The 22,248-nt window shown below is 65.4% G+C and carries 20 protein-coding genes; 9 read left to right on the forward strand and 11 right to left on the reverse strand.

Annotation, left to right across the window (positions count from 1 at the left end):
- The first annotated feature begins 55 nt into the window (after positions 1–55).
- The 3 genes from tatC to lnt are packed head-to-tail and all read left to right on the forward strand — an operon-like array spanning position 56 to position 4,849.
- A complete protein-coding gene (gene tatC, locus AC1REM_RS11380; protein WP_492515478.1) occupies positions 56–811 on the forward strand; it encodes a twin-arginine translocase subunit TatC in 756 nt (251 codons plus the stop codon).
- A complete protein-coding gene (locus tag AC1REM_RS11385; protein WP_492514731.1) occupies positions 808–3,264 on the forward strand; it encodes a DEAD/DEAH box helicase in 2,457 nt (818 codons plus the stop codon). Before tatC ends, AC1REM_RS11385 begins: the two co-directional genes overlap by 4 nt.
- On the forward strand, positions 3,215–4,849 hold the full coding sequence (lnt, locus tag AC1REM_RS11390; RefSeq protein WP_492514732.1) for an apolipoprotein N-acyltransferase: 1,635 nt from the start codon (positions 3,215–3,217) through the stop codon (positions 4,847–4,849). The genes AC1REM_RS11385 and lnt overlap by 50 nt, the downstream gene beginning before the upstream one ends.
- Before the next feature lie 21 nt (positions 4,850–4,870).
- Here the strand turns inward: lnt and AC1REM_RS11395 are convergent, their stop codons facing one another.
- The 4 genes from AC1REM_RS11395 to AC1REM_RS11410 form a co-directional block, all read right to left on the reverse strand.
- Positions 4,871–5,251 carry an RNA polymerase-binding protein RbpA gene (locus tag AC1REM_RS11395; protein WP_204939921.1) on the reverse strand — a complete coding sequence of 127 codons (381 nt, stop codon included), beginning with the start codon at positions 5,249–5,251 and terminating at the stop codon, positions 4,871–4,873.
- 130 nt (positions 5,252–5,381) lie between these two features.
- Complete coding sequence (locus tag AC1REM_RS11400; RefSeq protein ID WP_492514733.1) at positions 5,382–6,197, reverse strand: glycerophosphodiester phosphodiesterase family protein; 816 nt, start codon at positions 6,195–6,197, stop codon at positions 5,382–5,384.
- On the reverse strand, positions 6,194–7,120 hold the full coding sequence (locus AC1REM_RS11405; protein ID WP_204939923.1) for an SPFH domain-containing protein: 927 nt from the start codon (positions 7,118–7,120) through the stop codon (positions 6,194–6,196). The genes AC1REM_RS11400 and AC1REM_RS11405 overlap by 4 nt, the downstream gene beginning before the upstream one ends.
- Positions 7,121–7,125: 5 nt before the next feature.
- Complete coding sequence (locus AC1REM_RS11410; RefSeq protein ID WP_378787949.1) at positions 7,126–7,605, reverse strand: NfeD family protein; 480 nt, start codon at positions 7,603–7,605, stop codon at positions 7,126–7,128.
- A gap of 132 nt (positions 7,606–7,737) precedes the next feature.
- On the opposite strand from AC1REM_RS11410, the gene AC1REM_RS11415 reads away from it, so the two are divergent.
- Entirely contained in the window at positions 7,738–8,502 is a 765-nt protein-coding gene (locus AC1REM_RS11415) for an SDR family oxidoreductase (RefSeq protein ID WP_204939924.1), read from the forward strand.
- A 75-nt stretch (positions 8,503–8,577) separates the two neighbouring features.
- Here the strand turns inward: AC1REM_RS11415 and AC1REM_RS11420 are convergent, their stop codons facing one another.
- Positions 8,578–9,156: an HdeD family acid-resistance protein gene (locus AC1REM_RS11420; RefSeq protein WP_492514734.1), complete on the reverse strand. Its 579-nt coding sequence runs from the start codon at positions 9,154–9,156 to the stop codon at positions 8,578–8,580.
- A gap of 178 nt (positions 9,157–9,334) precedes the next feature.
- Here AC1REM_RS11420 and AC1REM_RS11425 point away from each other — a divergent pair, with 178 nt between their 5' ends.
- Positions 9,335–11,707, forward strand: coding sequence for an ATP-binding cassette domain-containing protein (locus AC1REM_RS11425; protein WP_492514735.1), 2,373 nt, complete (start codon positions 9,335–9,337; stop codon positions 11,705–11,707).
- A gap of 293 nt (positions 11,708–12,000) precedes the next feature.
- The gene (locus AC1REM_RS11430) at positions 12,001–12,618 is read left to right on the forward strand and encodes a GrpB family protein (protein ID WP_492514736.1); all 618 of its coding nucleotides are present in this window, start codon (positions 12,001–12,003) and stop codon (positions 12,616–12,618) included.
- On the opposite strand, the gene AC1REM_RS11435 is transcribed toward AC1REM_RS11430, so the two are convergent.
- The gene (locus AC1REM_RS11435; RefSeq protein WP_492514737.1) at positions 12,615–13,271 is read right to left on the reverse strand and encodes a GNAT family N-acetyltransferase; all 657 of its coding nucleotides are present in this window, start codon (positions 13,269–13,271) and stop codon (positions 12,615–12,617) included. The two genes, AC1REM_RS11430 and AC1REM_RS11435, sit on opposite strands and share 4 nt — an antisense overlap.
- A 93-nt stretch (positions 13,272–13,364) precedes the next feature.
- On the opposite strand from AC1REM_RS11435, the gene AC1REM_RS11440 reads away from it, so the two are divergent.
- The 3 genes from AC1REM_RS11440 to AC1REM_RS11450 all read left to right on the forward strand — a co-directional run bounded on the left by AC1REM_RS11440 (position 13,365) and on the right by AC1REM_RS11450 (position 15,573).
- Entirely contained in the window at positions 13,365–13,706 is a 342-nt protein-coding gene (locus tag AC1REM_RS11440; RefSeq protein ID WP_492514738.1) for a YciI family protein, read from the forward strand.
- Between the two features lie 98 nt (positions 13,707–13,804).
- Positions 13,805–15,148, forward strand: a complete 1,344-nt coding sequence (locus tag AC1REM_RS11445) for an MFS transporter (protein ID WP_492514739.1) — start codon at positions 13,805–13,807, stop codon at positions 15,146–15,148.
- Between the two features lie 8 nt (positions 15,149–15,156).
- Positions 15,157–15,573, forward strand: a complete 417-nt coding sequence (locus AC1REM_RS11450) for a GNAT family N-acetyltransferase (protein WP_492514740.1) — start codon at positions 15,157–15,159, stop codon at positions 15,571–15,573.
- Positions 15,574–15,577: 4 nt separating this feature from the next.
- Here AC1REM_RS11450 and AC1REM_RS11455 read toward each other — a convergent pair whose 3' ends face one another.
- The 5 genes from AC1REM_RS11455 to polA all read right to left on the reverse strand — a co-directional run bounded on the left by AC1REM_RS11455 (position 15,578) and on the right by polA (position 22,224).
- Positions 15,578–16,327: a formylglycine-generating enzyme family protein gene (locus AC1REM_RS11455; RefSeq protein WP_492514741.1), complete on the reverse strand. Its 750-nt coding sequence runs from the start codon at positions 16,325–16,327 to the stop codon at positions 15,578–15,580.
- On the reverse strand, positions 16,327–16,995 hold the full coding sequence (gene yczE / locus AC1REM_RS11460; RefSeq protein ID WP_492514742.1) for a membrane protein YczE: 669 nt from the start codon (positions 16,993–16,995) through the stop codon (positions 16,327–16,329). The genes AC1REM_RS11455 and yczE overlap by 1 nt, the downstream gene beginning before the upstream one ends.
- Entirely contained in the window at positions 16,992–17,777 is a 786-nt protein-coding gene (locus tag AC1REM_RS11465) for an SGNH/GDSL hydrolase family protein (RefSeq protein ID WP_492514743.1), read from the reverse strand. Before AC1REM_RS11465 ends, yczE begins: the two co-directional genes overlap by 4 nt.
- Positions 17,778–17,854: 77 nt before the next feature.
- Positions 17,855–19,531, reverse strand: a complete 1,677-nt coding sequence (locus AC1REM_RS11470; RefSeq protein ID WP_492514744.1) for a DUF885 domain-containing protein — start codon at positions 19,529–19,531, stop codon at positions 17,855–17,857.
- 59 nt (positions 19,532–19,590) lie between these two features.
- Complete coding sequence (gene polA, locus AC1REM_RS11475; protein ID WP_492514745.1) at positions 19,591–22,224, reverse strand: DNA polymerase I; 2,634 nt, start codon at positions 22,222–22,224, stop codon at positions 19,591–19,593.
- Positions 22,225–22,248 lie beyond the last annotated feature (24 nt).

Raw genomic sequence — 22,248 nt, forward strand, 5'->3', positions numbered from 1 at the left:
GACGGCGCTGGAGTCCGCGGCCGCGGAAGGCAAGAAGCCGCGGCGTGATCGTACGATGTCCCTCAAGGGGCATCTCGTAGAGTTCCGCAAGCGGCTCATGATCTCGGCCGCCGCGATTGTCGTCGCCATGATCGTGGCGTTCATCATCGCGGACCCCATCATCGCTTTTCTCGCGCATCCTGTCGAGCTCGTTAACGAGCGACGCGGCGATGACTTCGCTGCACTGAACTTCTCCGGAGTGACGTCGGCCTTTGACTTCCGCATGCGGATCGCATTCACACTGGGCATCTTCTTCGCAGCGCCGATCTGGCTGTGGCAGATCTGGGCGTTCATCATGCCCGGGCTGACACGCAAAGAGATCCGATACACGATCTCTTTCGTGGCCGCGGCGATCCCGCTGTTCTTCGCGGGCTGCTACGTGGCTTTGACAGTCATGCCGCACATCATCGAGCTCATGTGGGGCTTCACCCCCGAGGGTGGCGTGAACTTCTACGACGCTCCGACGTACTACGACTTCATCTTCAAGCTCATGCTCGTCGTCGGCATCTCCTTCGTGCTGCCCGTGTTCCTGGTCGCGCTCAACGTCGCGGGCATCATGTCAGGGCGCACGATCCTCAAGGGATGGCGCGTCGCCGTGCTCATCGCGACGATCTTCGCGGCCCTGGCGACGCCCGCAGCAGATGTCATCAGCATGCTGCTACTGGCCGGGATCCTCAGTGTGCTGTACGTTCTCGCAGCCCTGCTGTCGCTGCTCTTCGATCGCCGTAAACGGAAGCGCGCAGATCCCCTGCTGCCCGAGCCCACGGCATGAGCGTGTCGCGAAACGGCTACTCGGCCGAGGAGGACGCGCGCGAGCATCCCCACACGGCCGCATTCGCTGCGGCGCAGCAGTTCGCCCTCGACCCCTTCCAGGTGGCCGCCTGCCATTCCCTGGAACGCGGGCGCAGCGTGCTCGTTGCGGCACCCACCGGAGCGGGCAAGACGGTCGTGGGTGAGTTCGGCATCCACCTCGCGATGCAGACACCCTCAGACAAGGCGTTCTACACGACCCCGATCAAGGCGCTCTCCAATCAGAAGTTCCGCGAACTCGTCGAGGTGCACGGCGCCGATCAGGTCGGCCTGCTGACGGGCGACACCAACATCAACGGCAATGCGCGCATCGTGGTCATGACGACCGAGGTTCTGCGCAACATGCTGTACGCCGACTCCTCGGCCCTCGATCACCTGCGCTACGTGATCATGGACGAAGTCCACTACCTCGCTGATCGCTTCCGCGGTGCGGTGTGGGAAGAGGTCATCATCCATCTGCCTGCGGCCGTCCGACTCATCTCTTTGAGCGCGACGGTGTCGAACGCGGAAGAGTTCGGAGACTGGCTCGACACCGTCCGCGGTGACACAGATGTCATCGTCTCGGAGACGCGTCCGGTTCCCCTTGAGCAGCACGTGCTGGCGGGGGACGAACTGCTGCCGCTGTTCGATGATCGTGCCGGTGCCTCGCATCCACAGGTGAATCAGGCGCTCCTGCGCCTCGGGTCGTCCGGTGGGCGCGGCGATCGCAACCGGGGATACTCGTCACGGGATCGCGGGAGTCGTGGGCCGCGTCGTGGCCACGACGCACGCGCGGAGTCTCGATTCGGCGGTCGCCGCATCGAGCGGATGGACCGACCCCATGTCGTGCGGATGCTGGAGAACGCGAATCTCCTGCCCGCGATCTTCTTCATCTTCAGCCGGGTCGGCTGCGATGCGGCCGTACAGCAGGTGCGCCGTTCGGGGCTGCGTCTGACGAACGCAGAAGAGCGGGCGGAGATCCGTCGCGTCGCGAACGAGAGGATGCACGGCTTCGACGAGAATGACCTCATCGTCCTCGGCTACGGCGAGTGGCTCGACAGCCTGGAGCGCGGAATCGCCGCGCATCATGCCGGGCTCCTTCCCGCGTTCAAGGAGATCATCGAGGTCCTCTTCAAGCGCAAGCTCGTGAAGGTCGTGTTCGCGACCGAGACGCTGGCGCTCGGCATCAACATGCCGGCGCGCACCGTGGTCCTCGAGAAGATGGACAAGTTCAACGGCGAAGCGCGCGTTCCGATCACGTCGGGGGAGTACACGCAGTTCACCGGCCGGGCGGGGCGTCGCGGCATCGATGTCGAGGGCCACGCGGTTGTGCAGTGGAGCCCGGGGCTCGACCCGCAGGCCGTGGCATCCCTCGCCTCCCGACGGACCTACCCGCTGAACTCGAGCTTCCGGCCGACCTACAACATGGCCGTGAACCTGATCGATCGATTCGGACGGGAGCGCGCCCGAGAGATCCTCGAGTCCTCGTTCGCACAGTTTCAAGCCGACCGCGCCGTCGTTGGGCTCGCGCGAAAGGTACGGGACGCCGAAGAATCCCTCGCGGGATACCGCGCATCAATGGTGTGCGAGCACGGCGATTTCCCCGAGTACTCGGCGATCCGTCGTGAGCTGAGTGATCTCGAGAAGAAGAGCCGCACGGAAGGTCATGTCTCGCGGGCGATTCGCGAGAAGCGCGCACGCAAGGTCGAGTCGCTCCGAACGCGGATGAAGCGCCACCCCTGTCATTCCTGCCCCGACCGGGAGACGCACGCGCGCTGGGCCGAGCGCTATTGGAAGCTCAAGCGCGAGACAGACCGCACTCGTCGCCAGATCGAGACACGCACAGGGACGGTGGCGCGCATCTTCGACCGCGTCGTCGATGTGCTCGAAGCAGTCTCGTATGTGCGCGGCTCCGGAGACGACATCGAGCTGACCGAGGCCGGACGCACGATGCAGCGCATCTACGGTGAGCGCGACCTCCTGGTCGCTGAAGCTCTGCGACTCGGACTCTGGGAGGGACTAGACGCCCCGTCTCTCGCCGCGATGGCATGCTGCCTGGTCTACGAACCCCGCCGCGACGAGGCCACTGACGGCACTCGTGGCCTGCCGAGGGGGAAGTTCCTGCAGGCGTGGGACAAGACGCAGACGCTCTGGGCACAGCTCGACGACCTGGAACAGGATCATCGCCTTCCGGGCACCGAGCAGCCGTCTGCGGGGCTGGCCAGCGCCATGCACGCCTGGGCGCGCGGGGTCTCACTGGATCGTGTCCTTCAGGATGCCGACATGGCAGCCGGAGACTTCGTCCGCTGGACCAAGCAGACCATCGATCTGCTCGATCAGCTCTCGATCGTCGCACCCGACATCGCTCTGGCCCGCACCGCGCGGCATGCCCTCGACGGTGTGCGCCGCGGCATCGTCGCCTACTCCTCGATGTGAGGACGAGAACGTGACCACTTCATCGCCGGCACGGGTGCGCCCTCCACTGCCGCTCTGGCTTGCCGTCGTCGTCGCCGCGTCTGCCGGCGCACTGCTCGACCTCGCGTTTCCGTCGGTGTCGCTCTGGATCGCCGCGCCGGTGGCAATCGGTCTTCTCCTCCTCGCGCTCATGGGGCGCCGCGCCGGTGGCGCGCTGCTGGTGGGCGTCGTGTTCGGGTTGGTCTTCTACCTGCTGCTGGTGTCGTGGACCTCACGCTACCTCGGGCCCCTGCCCTGGACCGCCCTGTCCGCGCTCGAAGCTCTGCTCACGGGTGTCGGTCTCATTCCCGTCGCACTCGCGTACCGGTGGCTTCCTCGCGCATCGCCGCGTCCCGCCCTGCGTGTACTGCTCGTCGCGACCGCCGTCGCCGCGCTCTGGGTGGGGCGTGAGCTGCTCGTCGGAACCTTCCCCTATGGAGGATTCCCGTGGGCGCGCGTCGGCTACACGCTCGTCGACACGCCGGCCGCGATGCTGACGTCCTGGATCGGTGTGAGCGGTCTGAGCTTCGTTCTGGTGTTCTTCGTCACCGCCGTCGTCGAAGTGCTGCGGATCTCGCGGGAGCGGAGGAGTTCGTTCACGCTGCGTGGCCTTGCCCCCGCGCTCACGGTGCCGATCGCCGCTCTCCTTGCGCTCCTCCTGGTGCCGGCGTTCCCCACCACCGCGGGCGGCGAACTCCGCGTCGGCGCGGTACAAGGCAACGGTCCGACCGGATACTTCGACGCCCGGGAGCCCCTGGCCATCATCGCGTCGCAGATCGATGCCTCCCGGCCGCTGTTCGGCGAAGATCTTGACCTCCTCGTCTGGCCGGAGGGGAGCGTCGAAGGGGACCCCTTCCAGAATCCGACCCTTGCGCGAATGCTCTCGCGCGTCGTCGCCCAGGCAGATGCCCCGTTGCTCGCGAACGCAGCAACCGCCGTCGGCGACCGCTACTTCAACACTTCGTTCCTCTGGGACGGCGGCACTCCCGCGCCGGCACGCGACGATGCCCAGACGCACGCCAAACGGCACCCCGTGCCGTTCGGCGAGTATGTCCCGGATCGCGCGTTCTTCAACGCGATTGCTCCCGATCTCATCGGGCTCATTCAACGCGAGTACACGCCCGGCACAGATGCCCCGGTGATGACGCTGGAGAACACCGCGATCGGTCTCGCGATCTGCTTTGACGTCATCTATGACGATGTCATCCGTGAGGGGATCAACGGGGGAGCGGAGCTCCTGGTCTTCCAGACGAACAACGCCGATTTCCGCGGTACGGATGAGAACCTTCAGCAGCTCGCGATTGCGCGGATGCGCGCGATCGAGACGGGACGCACGGTCGTCAACATCTCGACGGTGGGAACCAGCCAGGTGATTCGCGCGGACGGCTCGACCCAGGCTGCACTGGACGCAGATCGCCCCGGTGCGATGCTCGAGGATGTCGAACTTCGCACCGGGGCGACGGCGGGTGTTGTGGTGGCGCCTGTTCTGGAGCAGATCCTGCTCTGGGGCGGGATGCTCCTCGTGCTTCTCGGGTGGTTCAGAGCGCGGCGTTCTTCGCGCTCCTAGCGTCGGCGCACCGTGAGCAGGTCAGGCGCTCTTTGCCCGCGTGGGATCTTCACCTGCGCCGCGACGGTCGCGGATGTAGGCGAGGCGCTCTTCCAGGAGCTCTTCGAGTTCATCGCGCGTGCGGCGCTCAAGCAGCATGTCCCAGTGGGAGCGCGCGACCTTCTCCGCGTTCTCTTCCACGACGACGGACTTGCCGTCGATCTGCAGTCGTGCCTCCGCACCGCAGTTTCGACATTCCCAGGTGGTCGGCGGCTCAGCGTCGGCGGCGAACATGAGTGTGGTCACGTGGCCGCAGGTTTCGCACGTGTAAATCGTTTCGCGTCGTTCCATGAACACGACGCCCTCTTCGCTCTGTAGGCTCTGGGCGCCGAGTCGGATGCCGCGCAGGCTGCGATCTGCCATTGTGTGGTCCTCTCGTCGTCCTCAGGTATAGCGCGTTAGTCTGTGCGGCACATCAGAGGCCTTGAGTTCTCGGAGGTATTCACAGCCGATGCTCAGCGGGCACGAAAAAATCCCGAAATATCGCGGAAAATCAGGGTTGTGCGAGGGTCTTCAGCGCCAGGTCGGCGCGGTCTGTAACGATCCCATCAGCACCCAATTCGACGAGGCGCGTCATGTCTGCGGGAGCGTTCACTGTCCACACGTGAACCTCCGCACCCATGCTGTGCGCGGCACGCACGAGGGCGGGGGAGAAGACCCTCACCCCGGCATGACGTTCAGGAATCTGCAAGGCGTCGACGTCGCGTAGAGCGCGTCGGATGAGCGCCGGAAGGCGCGTATGCGCGGCGCCCAGCGCGCGCACGATCGTGGCCTGCCCCGCGGATGTCGCAGGGCGCATAGTAGCTCCGGAACCGAGAGCGGATGCCAGTGCCCGATGTCGGGTACGGTCGTCGAAGCTCGTCACCAGGACGCGGTGAGCTTGAGAAGCGACCACGCGCCCGAGCTGATCAGCGACCTCCGCCGCCTTCACGTCGATGTTGAAGTGCACGGTGGGGAACGTGTCCAGGGCGTCCGCGAGGGTGAGCAACCCGCCGTTCTGGGACATGAGGTCTGAGAGCTCCCGCGTCGAGACGTCGGAGACCGCCCGGGAGTCGCCGATCACCCGAAGCAGAGTCTCATCGTGGAATAGGACGACGTCGCCGTCGGAGGTGATGCGACAGTCCGTCTCGATGTAGACCGCCCCGGCGGCGTGGGCTGCCGCCAGAGCGAGTGCGGTGTTCTCCCAGACGGTGAAGTCGTCGGCACGCGAAAGCGCCGGCGCCTGCGCGGCCTGCTGCACGGGGGTCGGAAGACCCCGGTGGGCAAGAACGCGCGGCGCCGGCGTCGCGTCGAAATACGGGTGTGTCACTCTGCGCGCGGAGGCAGCGGTGATCCGCCAGCACGAGGCGTGAAGGCGCCTCCGAAGTTCTTCAGCGCCTCGGAGAACTCACTCGGGATGATCCAGAGCTTGTTCGACTGCCCCTCGCTGATCTTGGGGAGCATCTGCAGGTACTGGTACGCGAGAAGCTTGTCGTCGGGTGCGCCCTGGTGGATGGCGCTGAAGACGTTCTGAATCGCCTCGGCCTCGCCCTGAGCGCGAAGGACCGCGGCCTGCTTCTCACCCTCTGCGCGAAGGATCTCTGCCTGACGCGCGCCCTCGGCCTCAAGGATCGCGGATTGCTTCGTGCCCTCCGCGGTGAGGATCGCCGCACGACGATCACGCTCGGCGCGCATCTGCTTCTCCATCGAATCCTGGATGGACAGGGGCGGGTCGATCGCCTTCAGCTCGACACGCCCGACGCGGATGCCCCACTTGCCGGTCGCCTCATCGAGGACGACGCGAAGCTGCCCGTTGATGTTGTCGCGGCTGGTCAGCGCCTCTTCGAGGTTGAGGCCACCGACGACGTTACGAAGCGTGGTCGTGGTGAGCTGCTCGACGGCACCGAGGTAGTTGGCGATCTCGTAGGTGGCGGCGCGCGCATCGGTCACCTGGAAGTAGACGACCGTGTCGATCGAGACGACCAGGTTGTCTTCCGTGATCACCGGCTGCGGCGGGAAGGAGACGACCTGCTCTCTCATGTCGATCAGCGGACGCAGACGGTCGATGAAGGGCACCAGAAGGTTCAGACCTGGCGTCAGTGTCTTGTGATAGCGGCCGAGCCGCTCGACCACACCTGCTGTGGCCTGCGGAACGATTCGGATGGAGCGCGCGACCGTCACCAAGACGAAGATGATGACGGCGATCGCGAGGATCCAGCCGATGGCGGTGGGAATGAAGGATGAATCGTCCATGGGGGTTACTCCTCGTGGGCGGTAGGACGGACATGAGCGGTGGCGCCCTCGATCGAGACGACCGAGACAGGCGTGCCGGGAGGGAGGATGCCGCCGTCGACGGCGCGGGCGGTCCAGGTGTCGCCGTTGCTGAGCTTGACCTGGCCGGTGAGGGAGGTCACCTGGAGCAGGACGGTCCCGTGAAGCCCTACGACGGCGTCGATGTTGGACTTCGTCGGGTCTTCGTTGCGGTGCAGCCGTCGCAGCAGTGGCGGACGCAGCAGAAGGATGAGCGCGGCCGCAGCAAGTGCGGCGATGATCACCTGAGCCCAGATGGGGAGACCCGTGAGATCAGATGCAAGCCCGAAACCGCTGCCGAGAGCGAGCATCAGGAAAGTGAAGTCCAGCGTCAGCATCTCGATCACCAGGAAGAGGGCGATCAAGACGAGCCACCCGATCCACGACCACTCTTCGATGCCTTGCAGAACGGTATTCAGATTGTCCACACAGCCTCCTTTCCGTCAACCTACCACGCGGTCGACACGTGCGCCGGGGCTGGGGAACGACGGTTGATAAGGTGTGCTGTGGCCGTTCGCGCCCGCGTGAAGCCAACAGTTTCGAACCCATGAGGAGTCATAGTGACCCAGCCGCTCGCCCCCGAATCGCTCAATGGAAAGGTCGCCCTCGTGACGGGCTCCTCCCGGGGAATCGGTGCTGACACCGTTCGTTACTTCGCGGAGGCCGGCGCGGACGTCGTCATCAACTTCCGCAACAAGGCGCCGCGTGCCGAGAAGCTCGCCAACGAGATCCGCGCTCTGGGGCGTCGCGCTCTCGTCGTCGGCGCGGACCTCACGGATGAGGCTTCCGTGAAGGCGATGTTCGACGCGGTCGCCGCAGAGTACGGCCGCCTCGACATCCTCGTCCTCAACGCCTCCGGCGGCATGGAAGCGAACATGGGGGAGGACTACGCTCTGACCCTCAACCGGGACGCGCAACTCAACGTGCTCGACGCGGCATCGCCGCTGCTCGGGGAGGGCTCGCGCATCGTCTTCGTCACGAGCCACCAGGCTCACTTCATTCGCACGACGCCGACGATGCCGGAGTACGAGCCCGTTGCTCTCTCGAAGCGTGCAGGCGAAGATGCCCTCCGCGAGCGGATCCCCGGCCTCGCCGAGCGCGGTATAGGTTTCACTGTCGTCTCCGGCGACATGATCGAAGGCACCATCACCGCGACGCTGCTCGAGCGAGCGAACCCAGGGGCGATCTCGCAACGTCGTGAGTCAGCCGGGCGCCTCTACAACGTGTCGGAGTTCGCCGCGGAGGTCGCATCCGCTGCAGTCGACCCGGTACCGGCAGACAACACCCGCCTCATCGGCGACGTGAGCGGATTCGTCGCGGAGTAGCTTTCATCATCGAGAAGGGCCTTGTCCGATCTGCTGAGGATCAGACAAGGCCCTTCTCGATGACAGGAACTGCGGTCAGACCGTCGCGTCGACCTTGCTCGTTGCCTTTCCGAGCGTGATGGCGCGGACGATCTGCACGATGCCCATCGCGACCAGCGAGATGCCCAGGATGAGCCAGAGCAGCAGTCCGGTGGTGATCGGCGAGAAAAGCACGACGATACCGGCGATGATGCTCAGCAGCGCGTAGAGGAGCGTCCACACTCGCGAGCCGTCCGAACCGAGGAGCGTCAGCGCGACGACGCCGTCGATGATCCAGCTGATGCCGACGAAGATCACCACTACGATCGCGAGCGTGGCCGTAGCAGCCTGCAGGTTGGCGAACGCGATGATGCCGGCGACGATGTACAGCAGGCCGAGGACGATGTGGCCGACACGCGCCCATCCGCCCTTCTTCGCGGAGAAGATGCCGAGACCGATGTACACGATTCCGGCGATCACGAGGTATGCAGCGACGATTCCGGTGATGATGATCGCCGTCTTGACGGGCCACACGAGCAGGACGATACCCGCGATGAGCGCGATGGCTCCGGAGACGGCCAATGAGATCCGGATCGACTTGAACAACGACTGTGCTTCGGCACGCGTGTCAGACATGGTGAACCCTTCCTGTGAGTGCCCTGTGAGGGCTGATGCTCACACTAGCGTCCGGCGCGCTCGCTCCGGGGGATTGGCGCTGATTTCGTCGCCCTCCGGGACTATTCTGGTGAGCCGTGAACGCGGCAGTCGTCGTCGCGCCACAACTTCTTCGTCGTCTCACCGGAAGCTGACACCTATGTCTGAGAACCGCGCTGTGTCCGAAACCCATGCTGCCGATGCGCACGACCTGATCCGTGTGCAGGGCGCGCGTGAGAACAACCTCAAAGAGGTGAACGTCGAGATTCCCAAACGGCGGCTCACGGTGTTCACCGGCGTCTCCGGATCGGGAAAGAGCTCGCTGGTGTTCGACACGATCGCCGCAGAGTCTCGTCGCATGATCGACGAGACCTACAGCGCGTTCGTGCAGGGATTCATGCCCTCCGTCCCGCGCCCGGACGTCGACGTGCTCGAGGGGCTCACGACGGCGATCATCGTGGATCAGGAGCGGCTAGGGGCCAATCCGCGTTCGACGGTGGGCACGGTGACGGATGCGAACGCGATGCTGCGCATTCTCTTCAGCAAGCTGGGAGAGCCGTACATCGGCGGCCCGACGGCGTTCTCCTTCAACATTCCGACTCAGAAGGCCAGTGGCGTCATGACAGGGCCCGGAGGCGAGAAGACGATCGTCAAGGACGCGATCTATCTCGGCGGAATGTGCCCGCGCTGCGAGGGGAGAGGAGCGGTGTCCGATCTGGATCTGAGCCAGATCGTCGACGAGAGCAAGTCGCTCGATGGGGGCGCGATCATGGTGCCCGGATACACGGCGGACGGCTGGATGGTGAAGGGCTTCTCGCAGTCCGGTTTCTATCCGGCAGACAAGCCGATCTCTGAGTTCACTGAGAAGCAGCGGCACCTCTTCTTGTACGGCGAGGTCACGAAGGTGAAGATCTCCGGGATCAACATGACCTATGAGGGCCTGATTCCGAAGATCACGAAGTCGATGCTGTCCAAAGACCTGGATGCGCTGCAGCCGCATATCCGCTCCTTCGTCGAGCGCGTCGCGACGTTCGCCACTTGCCCCGAATGCGATGGCACGCGTCTGACTGAGGGAGCACGGTCTTCGAAGATCGACGGAATCAGCATCGCGGATGCCTGCCGGATGCAGGTCACCGATCTCGCGGAGTGGGTGCGCAGCCGGGACCTTGTGGGCGCCGGACCGCTGTTGGACGCTCTGCGCGCGAATCTCGATGCGTTCGTCACGCTCGGGCTCGGCTATCTCAGCCTGGATCGACCGTCCGGCACGCTGTCCGGGGGAGAGGCGCAGCGGATCAAGATGCTCCGGCACCTCGGCTCCTCGCTCACGGATGTGACGTACGTCTTCGACGAGCCCACGATCGGCCTGCACCCGCACGACATCCAGCGGATGAACGGACTGCTTCTCAAGCTGCGCGACAAGGGCAACACGGTGCTCGTCGTGGAGCACAAGCCCGAGACGATCGCGATCGCCGATCACGTCGTTGACCTCGGACCGGGGGCGGGAAGCGGCGGCGGGGAAATCTGCTTCGAGGGCACCGTCGAACAGCTACGGGGGAGCGGCACTCGAACGGGGACGCATCTGGACGACCGCGCAACGCTCAAGGACACCGTGCGGGTATCGGACGGTGCGATCACGGTGCGCGATGCGACGGAGAACAACCTGCAGAACGTCGACGTCGACATTCCAACCGGCGTGCTGACGGTCATCACGGGCGTCGCCGGCTCCGGGAAGAGCTCGCTGATCCACGGCTCCGTGGCGCCGCGTGAGGGCGTGGTGACGATCGATCAGAGCGCGATCAAGGGCTCTCGGCGCAGCAATCCCGCGACCTATACCGGGATGCTGGAGCCGATCCGCAAGGCGTTCGCGAAAGCGAACGGGGTGAAGCCGGCGCTGTTCAGCGCGAACTCGGAAGGCGCCTGTCCGACGTGCAAGGGCGCGGGTGTCATCATCACCGAGCTGGGCTTCATGGACACGATCGAGACGCCCTGCGAAGACTGCGGTGGAAAGCGCTTCCAGGCCGGAGTTCTGGAGTACACGCTGGGCGGCAAGGACATCACGCAGGTGCTGGATCTTCCGGTTTCCGAGGCGCGAGTGTTCTTCTCCGAGGGCGATGCGAAGATCCCTGCGGTCGCCGCGATCCTGGCGCGCCTCGACGATGTCGGACTGGGGTATCTGTCACTCGGACAGCCGTTGTCGACGCTGTCGGGCGGGGAACGTCAGCGAGTGAAGCTGGCGATCCAGATGGGCGAGAAGGGCGATGTGTACGTGCTCGACGAACCCACCACGGGCTTGCATCTCGCGGATGTTCAGAACATTCTCGGGCTGCTCGACCGCCTGGTCGATTCTGGCAAGACCGTCATCGTCATCGAGCATCACCAGGCGGTCATGGCGCACGCGGACTGGATCATCGACATCGGCCCGGGCGCCGGACATGATGGCGGACGCGTCGTGTTCGAAGGAACACCAGCCGCACTCGTCGCAGATAAGACGACGCTGACAGGACAGCACCTGGCGGAGTACGTCGCGGTTTAGCAAACTTCCGACGTCACCACACGTGTGGCGATGCGCGGCATTACGGGTTCTCTGAACGCGTAATGCCGCGCTTTCCAATCTTCGGAAGGCCACACCCAGCGAACTCAAACTGGTTCCGCCTGGCTTCTGTCTCACTATAGCGATAACACCGATAATGCACATTATGTCAGTACACGTTAGAAGATCGCGGGCGCTGCACTCCCCGCGTTCGTCGGGAGCGAGTCGCACCAGCAGCCGACAACTCCGTCGATGTGGGAGCTTTCGGGTGAACGACGCTGTGAGAGGCTGTGTGCGTGGAAGATCGTCACACCGTCGTCGGTGATCAGAACCCCGCCGCACTGGTCGGGTATCAAAGCGAGTGGCCGCGGCGCGGAGAGCTTCTTCTCGCGCGCATCCGCACGGCAATTCTCAGTTTCGATGGTGTGGACGACGCGTGCTTTGATCACATCGGCTCCACAGCTGTGCCAGGGATTGCAGCGAAGCCGCTCATCGATCTGCAGGTGCGAATACTCCCCCTCCCCGATGAGGCTAGGCTCATCGAACGACTCGCCCCGCTCGGCTTCGAGCGCGCACGGGGCTCACGCCCTGACTCCCCCGGCGTGGATCGTGATATACCGCGCGGATCCACCATCGCCGATTCTGCGGTATGGGATAAATCCCTGTTCTGGAGCGAAAAGCATCAAGCGATCCTGCACGTCCGCCGGTCAGATTCGCCATGGGGTCAGTACACCGTGTGGTTCCGAGACTGGCTGCGCGCGAACAGCGAGGCACGTGAGCGCTACGAGAGGGTCAAGTGTGCTCTGAGCGCCCAGCAGAACGGTAAGGCGGACTACGACGACTACACCCGCGCCAAGACGGCGTTCTTCGACGACGTGCAGGCAGAGTTCGAAGGATGGGCCGCCCAGAGCTAGTCGTCCGAGGTGATCCCGAGCTGCGCGAGTGCGGGCTCAACACCGCGGGTGCCGATACTCCAGTCCGGGCGCACGAAACGAGCGCGATCGAGGCGCACCTTCTGCTCGTCCACCGGTTCACCGTGTCGCGGTGACACACGCGTGACGCCATTCAGTTCGTATCCGAGCTTCTCAGAGACCTTCAGCGATGCGCCGTTCCAGCTCGCCGCGCCGGATTCGGCCCACTCTGCACCAAGGATGTCGAACGCGAAGAGGAGAAGCGCCGCACGCATCTCCGTGCCCAGCCCCCTCCCCTGCGCAGACTGCGCGAGCCAGGATCCGGTACTCACTGTGCGACGGTTCGCGAAGTCGTACGCGGACAGATCCTGCGATCCGACAACACGGCCTTCGAAGTGCACCGCGAAGGCGACCGTCCAGTGCTGCGGGCTCATCCGGCTGCGCAGGCTCCACTGAAAGGCTGCCAGTTTGCGCGGTAGATCCTCCGGCGCAGCATCCGTCCACGGAACGCTGAAAGGCGTCCGCTCGGGCGCATGCACGCCGGTCAAGGCAGCCTGGGCGAGCGCGGGTAGATCGTCATCTCGCACGGGGCGCAGCGTGAGCCGCGGTGTGACGATCTCCAGTCCGAACAGAGGCCAGACATCTTCCAGGTTCATGGGACGACGCTATCCCACCCTGCACCTCGGTCTTGTCTCACGGCGGGTCGAGGCGGATGCTGGACACCCACCGACATCCGAGGAGCCACCGTCATGACGAAGTACCTCATCTCGTTTCCGAGCCCTGCGATGCAGGTGGCGCCCGAAGACCTCCCCGCCGTCTCCGACGCGTCGCACGTCGTCGTGCAGGAGGCGCGGGACGCGGGTGTCTGGGTGTTCGGTGGCGGCATCGACGACAGCATCCCTCCGGTGCGCGTCAATGCCGACGGTAGCGTGTCCGCGGGCACCTACCCCCAGACGGCAGAACTCGACGGCGGCTACAGCATCCTCGAACTACCGACGTACGACGACGCGCTCTTGTGGGCGGCGAAGTTCGCCAGGGCCTGTCGGTGCGCGCAGGAGGTTCGGGCCTTTCACTACGACCCGTTGAGTTGATCCAGAATGGCTACGGTGCGATCACCCGCGCGTGACGCACCACCCTGACCCAGCGCCGAGGCCGAGCGTGGGTCGCACCGAGGAGTAGCGTTGTCTGCATGGCTTCCCCCTCGTTTGCGCCCTCCACTTCTTTCGGGCCGCGGGCATGGGTGATCTGGGGAGTCGCGGTATCCGCGTACATCGTCGCGATCACGAACCGCAGTTCACTGAGCGCCGTCGGCGTGGACGCGGCGGAGCATTTTCAGGCGGATGCGTCGACCCTGGCGCTGTTCGCGGTCGTTCAGCTCGCGATGTACGGCGGCATGCAGATCCCGGTGGGGGTGCTCCTCGACCGCTACGGGGCACGGCCCATCATGGTGATCGGAATGCTGCTGATGGCGTCAGGCCAGTTCGTCATGGCCATCTCGCCCAGCATCGGTGTCGCCCTCATCGCCCGCATGCTGCTGGGAGCGGGTGACGCCGCGATCTTCCCCGCGGCCGTTCGTCTGATCGCCCTGTGGTTTCCCGCTCAGCGCGGGCCGGTGATGGTGCAGCTCACCGGTCTCCTCGGTCAGACCGGACAACTCGTCGCGCTCGTCCCGGTGGCGGCGCTCCTTCACGCGACGACGTGGTCGATCACGTTCTTCAGCATCGCCAGCCTCGGCCTGCTGTTCGCGATCCTGGTGTGGGCTCTCATCCGCAATCGTCCACCGGAGCAGCCGTCCGACGTCAGCGTGAACACCGAGACCGGGGCGATTCGCGTGGTCACGTCCGCGATCGACACGGGTGTCGGCATACGCGCGGCGTGGGCGCATCCCGGAACCAGACTGGCGTTCTGGTCTCACTTCACGACCCCGTTCGCCGGCACCGCCTTCGTCCTGCTGTGGGGAATGCCGTACCTGACAGCGGGTGAGGGCATGACTGCCACGGCGGCGGCAGGGCTGCTCTCGGTCTTCGTGGTTGCCAGCATGCTGTTCGGACCGCTGCTGGGCGGGCTCTCTCAACGCATTCCGACACGACGTTCCTTCGCCCTCGTGCTGCCGACGGTGGCGGTGCAGATGATCGCGTGGATCGCCGTGATCCTCTGGCCGGGAAATGCACCACTGTGGCTGCTGTTCACTCTCATGATCGCCCTCGCCGCCGGCGGACCCGCATCGCTGATCGCCTTCGATCATGCCCGCACGCACAACCCCGCCCACCGTCTGAGCACCGCCACCGGGATCACCAATGCCGGCGGTTTCATCGCCGCCCTCATCGCGGTGTTCGTGATCGGCCTGGCGCTCGACCTGCAGGGCGCGGGCACGCCGGACACCTACTCCCTCGAAGCCTTCCGTCTGGCGTTCCTCATGCAGGTTCCCCTGTGGATACTGGGGGTCGTGTTCATCGTCATCGAACGCAAGCGCACGCGGATCCGCATCGGCCTGGATCCGGAGCGCGGAAGCCGTCGCTCCCGTCGCTCGTAGGATGAACCATGCCTTCGACCTATTCATTCACCGCTGATCACTCGCACATCGATCGCGATCGCGTACATCGCTGGCTCAGCGAACAGGCGTACTGGGCGAAGGGGCGCTCCCGCTCGGTGCAGGAGCGCGCAATGGATGCATCGCGCAACTACGCGGTGATCGACGAGGGTGGCGCCCAGGTCGCCTACGCGCGGGTTGTCACAGACGGCGTGACCTTCGCATGGCTGTGCGATGTCTTCGTTGCAGATGACGCGCGAGGCAACGGCATCGGGAAGATGCTGGTGGAGGGCGTCATCGACGATCTCTCACCGCTCCCGATCACACGAATCCTTCTCGCGACCGCTGACGCCCACGGCCTCTACGCCCAGTATGGATTCGCGCCGTCAGAAGATCCGCACCGGTACATGATCAGGCAGATGCGCTGAGCAGTCATCGCCCCCGCGGAGTCCATCCACTCGGAAGAGGACCATCGATCACCGCGCGCTCGCGATCGGCTGCCTCCGACCACCCCTGTACTTCCGGTGCCGCGTCGAAACCACCGCGCGCCAGACGTATTCCCAAATCGGAATGGTGCATGCGGGGCGCTCCCCCACGCCGCACCGACGCGCGCACGCTCCAGTGGTCGTCTTCGAATCCCCCACCGCGGAACACGCGATAGTCGCCGTAGCGCGCGGGATCGAGCAGATCCCAGCACCACTCCCAGACGTTGCCGAGCGTGTCGAACAGTCCATACAGGTTGGGCATCTTGCCGCCGACATCCTGCGGCGTCCTGAGGCCGTCGGCGGCCGTCCATGCGACATCGGAGAGGAGACCGTAGTGCGGACCGGTGGACCCCGCGCGACAGGCATACTCCCACTCGGCCTCGGTCGGCAGGCGATAGCCATCCGAGTCGACATGCCACGTGACCACTTCACCATCGAAGGTGTAGGCGCTGTCGAGTCCCTCCCACTCGGAGACGGCATTGCAGAGTCGCACGGCGCGCTGCCAGCTGAGATCCACGGCAGGGCGGCGCGGATGCTCCGCAGTGATGCCGAGCATCGAGGACAGCTGTGCCTCGGTCACTGCGAATCGTGCGATCTCGAATGATTCCAATTCGACCGAGTACCGACGACGCTGGCGAGCGTCGTGCAGCGTGACGCTCCCAGCGGGGATGCGGACGAGCTCGATGTCGTCGTCCACTAGCCAGTACCGTCACGGACGACGGGAGTCTCGTTCGTGTCGTCGACGACCACATCTGCCGCCGTGGGCGTGCCCGACAGCCGGATCGCGAAGATCCGCATGAAGAACTGGCAGAGCGGCCCGACGAGCAGCGCGAAGGCGACGGTACCGACGCCGACGGTGCCGCCGAGGAACCACCCCACGACGACGACGGTCACCTCGATCCCTGTGCGGACGATCCAGATCGGGACTCCGGTGCGCTGGTGGAGCCCTGTCATCAACCCGTCACGAGGGCCGGGTCCGAACGATGCGCCGATGTAAAGCCCCGTCGCGGCCGCCAGCACCGCGAGGCCCAGCGCGAAGAACAGCACCTGCATCCACAGGCCCGTGGCGTCCGGAATCACGAGGAATCCGATGTCCGCGGACGGACCGACCAGAAGCGCGTTCAAGAGCGTACCGACGCCCGGCTTCTGTCGGATCGGAATCCAGAGCAGCAGGACCACCGCGCTGACGAGGATCGTGATGACGCCGAACGACAGCGGAAGATGTCGAGAAAGTCCCTGGGTGAGCACGTCCCACGGCGCGGCACCGATCGCGCCCCGAATGATGAAGGCGATGCCGATGCCGTAGAAGAAGAGCCCGACGAGGAGCTGGACAGACCGTCGCGGCAGCTTCTCCGGGCGCTTCATCGCTCGCCTTCCTCGTGTGCTGCTGCGGTGGGCGCGACCTCGTGCCATGCGGGATACTTCGGTTCACGAGTGTCCCCTGAGGAACGGCCGGTGAGCCGCCGCCCAATCCATGGACCCACATGTTGGCGGTAGTACTGCCAGCCGCGAACGCCGGCGATCTCCAATGTCTGGTGGGGCTTCCACCACTCGGCCGGCGCATCGACGCCCAATGCCGACAGCACACGTGCCGCGACACGATGATGCCCGAACGCGTTCATGTGCAGTCGGTCTTCGGACCAGTAGACGGGTGCACCGAGCTCACGATCCGGCCAGTTCAGCGCGCGAACGATTCCCTCGCGACCCTCGACGCGTCGCAGGACAGCAGCGGAGAGCTCGTCGCCGCGGCGCTGAATCAGATCGCCCATGGGCAGCTGCCGCGAGGGATTCGCCCCGGAGAGGACGACGAGCGCAACACCTTCTTCCGCGCACCGCCGTGCCGCACGGGTGTAGGCGTCGGCGATGTGCTCGATGTCTGCGCGCGGGCGCAGCATGTCGTTGCCCCCCGCATTGAAAGAGAGGTGTGTGGGGCGCAGCGCGAGTGCGCGCTCCAGCTGCTCGTTGATGATCGGCCAGGCGAGCTTTCCGCGGATCGCAAGGTTGGCATACGAGATCGGATGCTGCGTCGCATCCGCCCATCCCTGAGCGACCAGGTCCGCCCACCCGCGCACGCGGCCATCGGTGAGCTCATCGCCCACGCCTTCGCTGAAAGAGTCGCCGATGGCGACATACCTCACCTGTGTCACCCCTCCAGCGTACGACCAGTCAGCGGGACGGGGCGCCGCCCCGGGCAGACCGCGTCACGGAGCCCGGGGCGACCAGTTCACCGTGCGATCAGCGCCGTGCGAAGGGTGTCGAGCCCCACACCGCCGATGTCCAGAGCGCGCTTGTGGAACTCCTTCATCGAGAAGTTCGCCCCCTGTGCCGCCTGGTAGTCATCGCGGACCTGCTCCCAGATGCGCTGACCGACCTTATACGAGGGTGCCTGGCCCGGCCAGCCGAGGTAGCGGTTGACCTCGAACTGGACGAACTCGTCGGGCATGTTGACGTTGGCGCGCAGGAAGTCCAGCGCGTATGCGGCGTCCCAGGTGCCCTGGCCGTCCAAGCGGTCCTTGCCGAGGTGCACACCGATGTCGAGCACCACGCGTGCAGCACGCAGACGCTGGCCGTCGAGCATGCCGAGGCGGTCGGCCGGGTCATCCAAGTACCCCAGCTGCTCCATAAGTCGCTCGGCATACAGTGCCCAGCCCTCCGCGTGTCCTGAGGTGCCCGCGAGCACACGCCGCCAGGTGTTGAGCTCGGCCCTGTTGTACGTCGCCTGTGCGATCTGCAGGTGATGTCCGGGCACACCCTCGTGATAGACCGTCGTCAGTTCGCGCCAGGTGTCGAACTCGGTCACGCCCTCCGGTACCGACCACCACATGCGCCCCGGACGCGAGAAGTCGTCTGTCGGTCCGGTGTAGTAGATTCCACCCTCTTGCGTGGGCGCGATCATGCACTCCAGAGTGCGGATCTTCTCCGGGATGTCGAAGTGAGAGGCGGCGAGCTCGGCGACAGCGCGGTCGCTCGTCTCCTGCATCCAGCGCTGAAGTGCGTCGGTGCCCACGAGTTTGCGGGAGCGGTCGGCCTCAAGGTGTGCGACCGCCTCGGCCACCGATGCTCCGGAGAGGATCTCGTTCGCGATCGAGGTCTGCTCCGTCACCATGCGCGCGAGCTCTTCCTTGCCCCACTCGTACGTCTCGTCGAGGTCGATCGTCGCGCCCAGGAATCGGCGCGAATTGAGAGCGTAGAGTTCGCGTCCGACCGCGTCTGTCTCGGATGCCACAGGGGCGAGCTCACGCGTCAGAAACTCGCGCAGCTCGTCATAGGCGACGCGCGCAGCTGACGAGGCGTTGACCAGATCGGTCGCCAGCGATGCCGGAAGCTGTCCGTCCTCCGGCTCCGCCTCGGCGACAAAAGTCGCGAAGAAGCCGTTGTCGTCGGTGTAGCGCGCAATCTGGGTCGCGACCTCCGTCACCTGGCGACGGGCGGGAACCACGCCACGGGCGATGCCCTCACGGAGCGTTGCCACGTACCCCTGCAGGGCCGCGGGCACAGCGCCCAGACGCTTCGCGACGACGGACCAGTCATCCACGCTCGCCGTCGGCATGAGGTCGAACGCCTGGCGGAAGTCCTGGGCCGCCGAGGCGATCACGTTGAGATCACGCAGGTGCCACTGTGCGTCGTTCAGTTCGAGGGACAGACGCAGCTCGCTGCTCAGGTCGGCTTTCGTCACCACGTCGACCGCGTCGACGGGCTCCAGTGCGTCCAAGGCCGCGAGGGCGCGTCGCGTCTCTGCGACGGAACGCTCATGGCCTTCCGGGCTGAGATCGTCGAGGCGGTCATTGGCCTCATCGCGGCCGATGTACGTGGCGAGCAGCGGAGACAGTTCTACGAGGGTGTCGACCCATTCCTCGGCGACCTGGTCGATCGCCGTCGGGGTGCGCGGTGCAACAGTCATCTGTCGAGCCTACGCCGAGGGCGCCGCCCAATCACGGACGACGCCCTCAGACGCGCGGATCAGTGCCCCGCGTCGTTCCAGTTCGCGCCGCGGCCGACCTGGACGTCGAGCGGAACGCGCAGCTCCGCTGCGTCTGCCATCCGCGAACGAACCGTCTGCTCGACCGCGTCCCACTCCCCCGGAGCGACTTCGACGACGAGTTCGTCATGGATCTGCAGCAGGACGCGCGAGCGCAGTTCTTGCGCGCGCAGCTCTTCGTGGATGTGGAACAGCGCGATCTTCATGATGTCGGCGGCGCTGCCCTGAATCGGTGCGTTGAGTGCCGCGCGCTCGGCGTTCTCGCGAAGCACGCGGTTGGGGCTGGCGAGATCCGGGAACGGGCGACGACGGCCGAAGATCGTCTCGGTGTATCCGACCTCCTTCGCCGCCATCACAGAGGCGCGCAGATAGTCGCGCACGGCCCCGAAGCGAGCGAAATACTCGACCATCAGCTGCTTCGCCTCCGACTGCTCGATACGCAGCTGCTTCGACAGGCCGAACGCCGAGAGGCCGTAGACCAGACCGTAGGACATCGCCTTCACCTTCGTGCGCATCGCCGGCGTGACCTCTGAGGGGTCGACACCGAACACGCGGGCGCCGACGAAGCGGTGCAGGTCTTCGCCGGAGTTGAACGCCTCGATGAGCCCTTCGTCACCAGAAAGGTGAGCCATGATGCGCATCTCGATCTGCGAATAGTCCGCCGTCAGGAGCGTCTCGTACCCCTCGCCGACCTGGAAAGCACTGCGGATGCGTCGCGACTCCTCCGTGCGCACCGGAATGTTCTGCAGGTTCGGGTCAGTGCTGGACAGTCGCCCCGTCTGGCTGCCGGTCTGGACGTAGGTCGTGTGGATGCGGTGATCGATGCCGATCGCCGAGTCGAGCGTCTCGATGATCTGGCGAAGCTTCGTGGCCTCCCGGTGCTGCAGGAGCATGTCGAGGAACGGGTGCGGATGGCTCTCCTGAAGATCTGCCAGGACGGCAGCATCCGTCGAGTATCCCGTCTTCGTCTTACGAGTCTTCGGAAGCTCGAGGTCTTCGAAGAGCACCTCCTGGAGCTGCTTCGGGGATCCCAGGTTGAACTCACGCCCGACGAGGGCGAACGCCTCCTGCGCGATGCCGTCCGTGCGGGTCGCGAGCTCTGCGGAGAACGTCGAGAGGATCTCGTGTGAGACGGCGACTCCTGCAAGCTCCATGTCAGCGAGCGTCACCAGCGTGGGCAACTCGATCTCGGTGAGCACACGCGCCACAGGCTCGGGCAGATCCTCGCGCAGCGCCTCAGCCACACGGCGGATGAACCAGGCCTCCTGCGCCGGAGTCGCTCCTTCGGTCTCGGGGACCAACTGCGTCGGGTCGGCCTCAGGAAGCTTCTCGCCCAGATAGCGTTCCACGAGGTCACCCAGGGTCTTGTCCGGGAAACTCGGACGCAGCAGCCAGCCCGCGAGGCTCGTGTCATACGCGAGCCCACCGAGACGAACGCCCGCGCGCTGCAGTGCCTTGACCTGCGGCTTCGCGTCGTGCAGCACCTTCGGCGTATCCGAGGCGAGCCACACACCGATCGCTTCTGCCATGGCATCGGTCCACTCGGCCTCGCGCAGCTCGGACTCCGTCGCCGCACCAATGCGCACGGGCATCCCGCCCTGCGTGATGATCCGGAGCGCCAACTCGGTCTTCTGCGCTTCCAGCCAGGCGCGGAATGTCGGTCCATCGACTTCCTGCGGTGTAGGAAGGACGACGATCGCGGCTGGATCTTCTGCGACCTCACCGGCGCCGACGGCCTCGAACACTCGCGGCAGCAGGGTGCGGAACTCGAGGCGCGCGAAGATGTCTCGCACCGCCTGCGCATCGATCGGACGGGACTCCAAGTCGGCGGGCGCGACGGGAAGCTCGACATCGGTCAGCAGGCGGTTCAGCTTGCGGTTACGGCGCACCGCATCCATGTGCTCACGAAGGTTGCCGCCCACAACGCCCTTGATCTCTTCCGCCCGCTCAAGCAGCTCGTCGAGGCTGCCGAACTGCGTCAGCCACTTGACGGCGGTCTTCTCACCGACCTTGGGCACGCCGGGAAGGTTGTCGCTGGTCTCGCCGACGAGCGCCGCGATGTCGGGGTACTGCTCGGGGCGCACCCCGTAGCGCTCCTGCACGGCCACCGGGTCGTAGCGCTTGAGCTGGGAGACGCCCTGCACCGAGGGGTACAGCAGCGTCACATCGTCATTGACGAGCTGGATCGTGTCGCGGTCGCCCGAGACGATCAGCACCTCGTAGCCCTGCTCGGCGCCCTGCACCGACAGCGTCGCGAGGATGTCGTCTGCCTCGATGCCCTCCTTCGTCAGGACGGGAATCGACATCGCTGCGAGGCAATCCTGGAGAAGCGGGATCTGTCCTTTGAACTCGGAGGGCGTCTCTGATCGGGTCGCCTTGTACTCGGGATACTCGTCGGTGCGGAATGAGTGCCGCGACGTGTCGAAGGCGATCGCGAGATGCGTGGGCTGCTCGGCCTTGATGAGGTTCACCAGCATCGACAGGAAGCCGTAGATGGCGTTCGTGTGCTGGTTGTCTTTCGTGGTGAAGTTCTCGACCGGGAGCGCGAAGAAGGCGCGGTAGGCGAGCGAGTGGCCGTCGACGACCATGAGGGTAGGCTTTGCGGAGTCCGTCACCCTGTCAGCCTAACGAGGACGACA

This window comes from Microbacterium sp. GW823-FHT02G05 (assembly GCF_058797175.1).